Genomic DNA, 9,585 nt, shown 5'->3' with positions numbered 1-9,585 from the left:
GGGGTCAATTACCTAATTTTCAGGGAAAAAGTCCCTGAATTTTCCCCCCGATCACTCCCATATTTGCTACTTTTTGATTGACAAAAAGTCTAAAAGTCTTACCCAACAAGGTTTTTAGATTTATTCAGCAAGCTCTACTTATGAGGACAGGCAAAAGGGGCAATAGATAATCAGTCTTTAATAACCAGATTTAGTATGAGCTAGCCAGAAAATTAGGGAGTTTGGGGAGAGAAGCAGGAGATTTTTGGGGGATAACAAGGCTTTTTCTCTAGAAAAATTGCCCTTGCCTCCCCGTGTCTCCCGCTGCTCCTTGTAATATCTCGACAGACGATTATTCTTCTTCTTCGTAATCCTCCTCGAAATCGTCCTCCTCCCCTTCCTCATCAGCTGCTGACCAGCGATCGCTTATTGGTTGGCGACTAAAGCGACTGCTGCCGCGGGAGGAGAGGAAAGCCATTTCATCATCCTCTAAATCGACCACATCACCCTCAGCGTAGGCGCGAGCGGTTTGATCGTCAAGAATCATATCGCTATCGTCACTACTATCGCCGAAACCGGGACGGGGGGGGAAGCCGATCGCGCCGGGGGCAGCGTAATAGCTACGATTGTTGTAGTTATATTCCTCCTCTGGGGGGGTGTAATCGCTGATCCCCGCCGTGTTTTCGTGGGAATTGAAGCCAGTACCCGCCGGAATCAGACGACCGATAATCACGTTTTCCTTGAGACCGCGTAACCAGTCGGACTTGCCTTCGATCGCCGCTTCGGTGAGGACGCGGGTGGTTTCTTGGAAGGAGGCGGCGCTGATAAAGCTATCGGTATTCAAGGAGGCTTTGGTGATCCCCAGTAGTACAGGCGTATATTTAGCCGCCGCCCCACCGGTGATTGACATGGCTTCGTTTACCGTCTCCACCTGTCGCAGTTCCAACAATTCCCCAGGCAACATACTGGTATCGCCGCCGTCATCGATTCGCACCTTAGAGGTCATCTGACGCACGATCACTTCAATATGTTTATCGGCAATATCGATCCCCTGGGATTGATAGACCGACTGTACCTGATCAACGAGGAACATCTGGGTTTTTTCCAAGGCTTTCAAGGCCGCTTCGTAACTGCCCAAGCTATCCACATAATAATTAAAGAACACCTCTAAAATCTCGTGCGGATTAGCCTGACCATCGGTTAACGCCTGACCCACATCAATACGCTGATTATCGCTCACCAGAGGGTTTTGACTGCCTAAAAGCGGATATTCACTGATCGTGCCGTCATCCTCGACCACCTTAATATCGACGATCTCAGAATCTTGGTACTCCACTTGACAAAATCCCGGTTTGCGTGCCAGGACACAAGCCTCTTTCGGCTTACGCGCTTCGAGCAGTTCTTCGATTCTCGGTAAACCTTGAATGATATCCCCAGTTTTCGAGCGCTCAAACACCAACAGCACCAAATTATCGCCCCGTTGGACCAGATCTCCCTCATCGATGTGCAGAATGGCCCCCGCCGATACTCGGTAGGGTCGGGCGCTACGCAGACGGATTTCGTAGCCGGTGGCGGTTTTCTCAACGGCCAGCACTTGACCGGAATTGGGGGCTAGAACTCCGGCACCGATCTCGGTTTCGGCGATTACCAGATCCCCAGCTTTGACGGTGGGAGCAACGGCGATCGGGAGAGTAAACTCGTCACGGTCACTCACAATTAAAAGACGGCGCACCGCTTCGCTACCCTTGCGAATCCCGCGAATTTCTCCAACTTCCTTACACTGGATCTCGGTTCTGGCCACCACTGCTCCAGGTGGAATTTCATCGCCATCTTGGACGAGAACGCGAGTCTGAATATTACCCCCTAAAGGATCACCATCACTATCCCGACGCAGCACCAGAGATTCCAGAATAACTAACTGTAAACGCTGACAATCCCTGTCCTCGATCGGTTCTAACTCGATATCGGCCGTCAGATGGGAGACCGATTCTGGTTCTTCGCTAGAAATTTCTAGGACTAATTGGGTGCTGATCAGTTGACAACCCTCGACGGATTTAACTCTTTCCCCGTCTTTAAAGAAAATGCGCTGCACCGATCGCAGTTCGATATGTCGTCCTCCTTCTTGGTTAGCGGAACCTTGGGTGGGAGAAGTGGATTGGTCTTCTACGGTGAACTCCTGTACCGGTCGCAGTAGTAACCCCAAACCCTCGTTAGTTTCCACCCATTCCGCTTGCCGTAACTCCTCGATCGTGACTTCAGGGGTTAACTGTGTCCCGGGGTAAATTAACTGTTCTTGGGCAATTCCGGAGGATTCTGGTTCGAGATCCATAAATAACAGCCCCGGTTTGACAATAATCTCCCGGAGGATGTCATTTTTCTGGATAACTTCCACCACACCGCTAGAGTTACAGAAGATGTCTTTAACCACTTCTTCCCCTGCTTCCACATACTGCCCATCTTCCACCTGTAAGAGGGAGATATCTTTATTGACTTCGTGGGTTTCTTCGGGAATCCAGAGGATCGTGCCGCCTTTAGTGATTTCATAACCCTGTTTGCGGCTGCCTTTGGCGACTTCGATATCGACGTATTTAATCATGCCGCCGGTGTGGGTTTGATAGCGATCATCGATTAACTCGGCGACAATGGCATGATTCTGTACTTTTGTCCCCGGAGTGGTTTTCAGCAGGAAGCGTTGACCATCGACCGTATGAATAATAAATTGTTCCCGACCGGCACTACTTTCTACTTTTACTTCTGCCTGATCCAAGGACACGGAAGCGGTGACGATATCGATTTCCCGGCTATTGGGGGCTAAACGCACCAAACCGCCGTTAGTGGATACCAACTTAGTTTCCGCCAGAACATCCCCCACTTGTACTTTATCGCCGTTACTGACCACGGGTTCGGCCCCGGTTGGCAAGTTATACACTTCTCCGGAGAGAATCCATAGTAATCCCCCCCGTTGGGCGATGCGGGTGGTGTTGCCTTGGCGATCGGTTTTTTCCTCTGGGACTAATTGGGAGAATAGCACCTCGCCGGCTAAGTCACTGGTTACGTCTTTTGTGGCTTTTTCCGTGGATTTTTGGACTTTATCGGAGGTAATTTCCGCTAGTAACTGTTCCTCGCTTACTGTTGCCCCATCGGTGACGAATAGCAGTGAACCAGGAGTCAAAGAGTAGGTGACAGTTTCTTTAGTTTTATCCTTGGGTGTTAATTTAATTTCCCCCGGTGCCTCCACCTGATCCCGTTCATCTCCGTGGCGAGTTCGCACGTTACGGATACTTAACCCCGGCAGAAAACGCACGGTTCCCTCGAAGGGACTCCGTACTTGCCGGGCTACTTCTCCGGTAAATACGCCCCCGGTGTGGAAGGTACGCATGGTTAACTGAGTCCCCGGTTCCCCGATCGATTGGGCGGCAATAATCCCCACTGCTTCCCCCATATCCACTGGATGACCGTGGGCCAGACTCCAACCGTAACAGGTTTGGCAAACCGATCGGGCCGCTTCACAGGTTAAGGGGCTGCGGACTTTGATTTTATCGACGAGTTGACCGAGTTTTTCGGCGGTTTCGTCATCGATAATCTGGTTGCGGGTGGCGATCACTTCTCCATTGACCACCACATCTTCGGCCAGGGAACGACCTAATAGGCGATCGCTTAAGGGAATTAACACGCGATCGCCATCGGTCATGGCAGTTAATTCAACATAACGATTAGTGCCACAATCTGCCTCGCGGACGATGACATCTTGGGACACATCGACGAGACGACGGGTCAGATAACCGGAATCTGCCGTCCGTAGGGCTGTATCAACTAAACCTTTGCGCGCCCCGTAGGAGGAAATAACGTATTCGGTAACGGTCAATCCTTCCCGGAAGTTAGTCTTAATCGGGAGGTCGATAATTTCCCCCTGGGGATTAGCCATTAATCCCCGCATTCCCACTAACTGACGCACTTGGCTCATATTACCCCGCGCCCCGGAGAAAGCCATCATATAGACGGAGTTGAGGGGATCGGTCACTTGGAAGTTGCGAATTACTTCATCTTTAAGCGATTCAGATGTACTATTCCAAGTGTCAATTACTTTTTGGAAGCGTTCCACTTCGGTGATTTCCCCGCGCACATAACGCTGTTCGGTTTGCCGGATTTCCTGTTCGGCACTTTCGATCATTTGTCGTTTAGCCGGCGGTACGGTTAAATCATCCACACTAATGGAAACCCCTGCTTTGGTAGCGAAACGAAAACCGAGGTTTTTCAATTCATCGGCCATTTGTGAACAGCGCGCCGAACCGTAGTTTTGATAGGCCCAAGCGATCAGTTTTTTCAGTTTTCCTTTGTCAACAGTTTGGTTATAAAACATCTCGATCCGGGTAACAAGTAAACAGCTATTAGCTATCAGCCATCAGCATTCAGCTATCAGTTAGAAAAGGGAACAGGAAACAGGGAATAGAGAACGGGGAATAGGCAAATTTTTACTTTACTGTCCTTTTTTTGGCTTTTTCCTTGAAAATTCTCTCCTGTCTCCTGACTGGAAAGAGGGTGTAGGGTGTGGGGTGTAGGGAAAGAAACCTCTTTCATCTGTGGGGGTGAAAATTTTTTCATCGGGACTGACTCCTGACTCCTGACTCCTGACTTCTCACTGATAACTGATAACTGATAACTGATAACTGAAATTACACTTCCGATTCTTCTTCTTCAAGGTCTTCCGTGGTTAAGGATTCGTAGGTGGGGCGAGAGGGGGCGCGACGGCCGACATCGACCATCAGATCCACCTCCACATCGCGGGAAGTACCATCGGGGGCATTTTCCACCTTGTGAACGGCGATATCGAGGCCGAGGGATTGCAATTCTCGCATCAAAACCTTAAAGGATTCTGGCGTACCCGGGCGGGGAATCGGCTTGCCTTTTACGATCGCATTTAAAGCCTCATTCCGTCCTTGCATATCGTCGGATTTCACCGTTAGCAATTCCTGCAAGGTATAGGCCGCCCCGTAGGCCTCCAGGGCCCAGACTTCCATTTCTCCGAAACGCTGCCCCCCTTGTTGAGCTTTACCGCCCAAGGGTTGCTGAGTAACCAAGGAGTAGGGACCGGTAGAACGGGCGTGAATCTTATCATCAACTAGGTGAACCAGTTTTAACATATAGGCCATACCGACGGTAACGGGACGGTCAAAGGGTTCGCCGGTGCGACCATCGTAGACGGTGACTTTACCCGCGTGTTCTTCCTTGAACACCCAATCGCGATTAGGTTTTTTCGAGGCATTTTCGAGCAATCCGTGGACGGTTAAACGGCTGGCTTCTTCCCCATACATTTCGTCAAAGGGAGTAATCTTAAAGCGCACGCCCAGATTTTCGCCGGCCCAACCCAGTAAACATTCAAACACCTGACCGACGTTCATGCGACTGGGAACCCCTAGGGGATTGAGAACGATATCGACGGGGCGACCATCGGGTAGGTAGGGCATATCTTCTAGGGGCAGAATCCGAGAAATAATCCCTTTATTGCCGTGACGACCCGCCATTTTATCGCCCACTTGGATTTTGCGTTTTTGGGCAACGTAAACCCGCACCACCATATTAGCCCCGGGGGGTAATTCATCCCCCTGTTCGCGGGTAAATACCCGCACATCCACTACCCGGCCTTTTTCGCCGTTGGGGACGCGGAGGGAGTTATCGCGTACATCCCGTGCCTTTTCGCCGAAAATTGCCCGCAGTAGTTTTTCTTCAGGAGGTTGGTCTGATTCGCCTTTCGGGGTGACTTTCCCGACGAGGATATCGCTGGCTTCTACCCAGGCACCGACGCGAATAATGCCGCGTTCATCGAGGTTTCGCAGGGCATCTTCACCGACGTTGGGAATTTCCCTGGTGATTTCCTCCGGTCCGAGTTTAGTTTGACGGGCTTCGATTTCGTATTTTTCGATGTGGATACTGGTATAGACATCTTGTGCCACCAGTCTTTCACTGATTAAAATCGCGTCTTCGTAGTTATAGCCTTCCCAAGGCATATAGGCGACGAGGATATTCTGGCCGAGGGCGATTTCTCCTCCTTCGGTGGCGGAACCATCGGCGAGGATTTGCCCCGGAACAACTTGTTCACCTTGATAGACTAAAGGACGCTGATTTAGGCAGGTATCTTGGTTAGAGCGTTGATATTTCTGAATTTCGTACTCGATCTCGCTCTTGCCGAAAATCTCTTTGTCTTCATCCGCCACTTTGATGCGAATCCGGTTAGCATCGACGTAGGAAACTACCCCATTGGTACGCGAAACGATGACCATGCCAGAGTCGCGAGCGGCCTGTGCTTCCAATCCGGTACCCACAAGGGGACGTTCGGGACGCAGCAGGGGGACTGCTTGTCGTTGCATATTAGAACCCATGAGGGCGCGGTTAGCGTCGTCGTGTTCGAGGAAGGGAATCAGGGAAGTTGCCACCGAGACAATTTGGACGGGGGAAACACAAACGTAGTCCACTTGTTCGGGGGAAGTGGTGGAGAATTCCTGCCGATAGCGCACTGGGATAGTTTCGCCGAGGATATAACCATTTTCATCGGTGGCCACGTCTCCGGGAGCCACCCGCAGATCGTCTTCTTCGTCGGCGGTTAGGTATTTAACGGGGAGATCATAGCGGACTCGGCCATTTTCCACCACATAACAGGGGGTTTCAATAAAACCGTAGTCGTTGACGCGAGCGTAGGTGGCCAGGGAACCGATTAAACCGGCGTTAGGACCTTCTGGGGTTTCCACCGGACAAATGCGACCGTGGTGGGAGGGGTGAATATCGCGCACGGCAAAACCGGCCCGTTCCCGGGTGAGACCGCCGGGTCCAAGGGCGGAAATGCGGCGTTTATGGGTCAATTCCGCTAGGGGATTGGTTTGATCCATGAACTGGGAGAGTTGCGAGGAACCAAAGAATTCTTTAATCGCCGCTACTAGGGGTTTCGGGTTGACTAGGGAAGCGGGGGTGAGGTTTTGGGATTCGCTGACGGTCATCCGTTCCCGAATGATTCTTTCTAAGCGGTTTAAACCTACTCGCACTTGGTTTTGTAGCAGTTCACCCACGGAACGGACGCGACGATTGCCGAGGTGGTCGATGTCGTCGGTGTTGCCGATGTCAAATTCGAGGTTAATTAGGTAGTCGATCGCCGCTAAGATGTCGGTGGTGGTCAGAACGCGCTGGTTATCGGGGACATTGAGGCGTAGTTTTTTGTTGAGTTTATAACGACCAACGCGACCGAGATCGTAGCGTTTATTGTCAAAAAAGCGCGATTCGAGCAGTTGTTGTCCGCCGGTGACGGTGGGAGGTTCTCCGGGGCGTAGTTTGCGGTAGAGGTCGAGGAGGGACTCTTCTTCGCTGGGATTGCCTTCTTTGTCGAGGGTTTTTTGGTAAAATTCGGGATGGCGTAGGGAGTCAAAGATTTCGTTATCGCTCAATCCGATCGCTTTCAGGAGAACTTGGGCGGATAATTTGCGAGTTTTGTCGATTCTGACCCAGACTAAGCCGTTTTTGTCGGTTTCAAATTTTAACCAAGCTCCTCGGTTGGGAATCAGGGAAGCGGAGTAGGTGCGGCGACCGTTTTTGTCGATTTCGGCTTTGTAGTAAACACCGGGGGAACGGACGATTTGATTGACGATGACTCGTTCGGCCCCGTTAATGATAAAGGTTCCCCGTTCGGTCATCAGGGGTAAATCGCCGATAAAGACTTCCTGTTCGATGTTTTCTCCCGTTTCTTTGTTGATTAAACGGGTGGGAACGTACATCTGAACGGAATAGGTGCTATCGCGTCGTTTGGCTTCATCGACGTTGTATTTCGGTTCTTTGAGTCTGTAGTCCTGGCCGAGGAAATGTAGTTCTAATTTACCTGTATAGTCGCTGATGGGGGAAAAGCTGTTCAGTTCCTCGATTAGTCCTTCTTCCAAAAACCACCGAAAACTGGAGTGTTGGATTTCGATGAGGTCGGGTAAGAGATTAAAGGTAAGATTGTTCATAGGGTTACAAGGGCTGATGACACGATAGCGACGGTCGGATATCAGTGAGCGGTGAGGGGAAGGGGTTTTAGGGTGATGGGGTTTTAGGGTGTTGGGATTTTAGGGTTTTAGTTGAATTTCCCCATTCCCTGCTCTATGCTAATAAACTATGTTTTTTAACTGGGGAGTTGAAATAAGTTGCGGGCGTTGTGGGTGGTTTGTTGGGCTAGGGTTTCGAGGGAAACGCCGCGCAGACGGGCGACGGTTTCGGCCACATGGAAGACGAAAGAGGGTTCACAGGGTTTACCGCGGTGGGGATTGGGGGAGAGAAAGGGGCAATCGGTTTCGATCAGTAGGCGATCGCTGGGGACAATTTGGGCGGCAGCTTGCACGGTTTTACTGTTTTTGAAGGTGACAATGCCGCTAAAGCTGATGTAAAAACCCAAATCTAAAAACCATTGAGTTTCTTCGGGGTTGCCAGTCCAGCAGTGCATCACGCCGCGAATTTTGCCCACTTGTTGCCGAAAGGCGCTGATTTCCTCCCGCATGACCGGGGCCGCATCTCGACAATGGATAATCACGGGTTTATCGAGACGATGGGCGATTTCTAATTGCGTCCAAAACACCTGTTTTTGCTGCTCTTGGTTATCCGCTTTATAGAAGTCTAACCCCATTTCCCCGATCGCCACGACGCGCCGATCAGATCGGGCTAGGGATTCGATCTGCTCGGCACTATTATCTCGCCATTTTTGGGCATCTAGGGGATGTAAACCGACGGCGAAGGAAATTTCCTCAAATTGATCAGCAATGGCTTTAATCGCTGCAAACTCTTCTGGTTCGACACAGGAGTGAACCAGATGAACGACTCCCACACTTCGCCAACGTTCGGAGATAGCGGGCAAGTCGGCTTGCAAAACGTCAAAGTTCAGATGAACGTGCGTATCTATTAATTGCATCGACCCCCGATCGCTTGTTGCGTCTGTCCAGATTACAGCTTACTCGTTTCTTAGGAAGCTTGGCTAACTTTTTGCAAGGCTTTGGCTAAACCAGCTTTTTTTCTAGCGCCGTTGTTCCGGTGCAAGACGTTGCGCTTGACGGCTTTATCGATTTTACTGTAAGCTTCCGATAGAGCTTGTTGGGCGCTTTCTAGCCCTTCTGGGCTGGGGTTGGCTCCGTAGGCCGAGACAGCGACAAGACATTTTTTGATCAGGGTTCTCACGGCTGACTTGTACGCTTTGTTGCGTAGACGATTTCTTTCGGAGATTTGGACTCGTTTGAGTGCAGACTTTGTATTAGCCACAGTCGTTTCTTGTTCTCAATACTGGTATGGTTAATCGGGACACAGACAAACCATAATAACAGATTTGTGCTATTTGTTGCAAGAGTTTTCTGGACAAGATTGGGGCAACCCCAGAGACGGGGAAGGATTGAGGGTTAAGGGGACTGGCAAACCTGAATTCAGGTTAAGGGGATTTTGCCGTGACTGTGCCGATAACTAATGGCCAAACTTGTCCTGAGGGGCTAAAGTGTGCTATAAGCAGTCAGACCCTGCCATCGTCTTTATTCTTTCCGATTAGGTAAATTACTGATGACTGAAGCTAAACGCGCCCTCATTACCGGCATCACCGGTCAAGATGGTTCC

4 protein-coding genes are annotated in these 9,585 nt (G+C 50.6%); all 4 read right to left on the bottom strand.

The features are described from left to right. Positions 1-331: 331 nt before the first annotated feature. On the bottom strand, positions 332-4,339 hold the full coding sequence (locus tag IM475_RS11560) for a DNA-directed RNA polymerase subunit beta' (protein ID WP_287727636.1): 4,008 nt from the start codon (positions 4,337-4,339) through the stop codon (positions 332-334). A 313-nt stretch (positions 4,340-4,652) separates the two neighbouring features. Beyond that, positions 4,653-7,964, bottom strand: coding sequence for a DNA-directed RNA polymerase subunit beta (gene rpoB / locus IM475_RS11555; RefSeq protein WP_287727635.1), 3,312 nt, complete (start codon positions 7,962-7,964; stop codon positions 4,653-4,655). Between the two features lie 155 nt (positions 7,965-8,119). After that, entirely contained in the window at positions 8,120-8,899 is a 780-nt protein-coding gene (locus tag IM475_RS11550) for a TatD family hydrolase (protein WP_287727634.1), read from the bottom strand. A gap of 50 nt (positions 8,900-8,949) precedes the next feature. Further along, positions 8,950-9,243 carry a 30S ribosomal protein S20 gene (gene rpsT / locus IM475_RS11545; RefSeq protein ID WP_002737368.1) on the bottom strand — a complete coding sequence of 98 codons (294 nt, stop codon included), beginning with the start codon at positions 9,241-9,243 and terminating at the stop codon, positions 8,950-8,952. Positions 9,244-9,585 lie beyond the last annotated feature (342 nt).

The organism is Microcystis sp. M061S2 (genome assembly GCF_020245605.1).
Lineage (GTDB): Bacteria > Cyanobacteriota > Cyanobacteriia > Cyanobacteriales > Microcystaceae > Microcystis.
The sequence above is the reverse complement of the archived record's forward strand: the minus strand, read 5'-3'. Positions and strand labels throughout refer to the sequence as shown.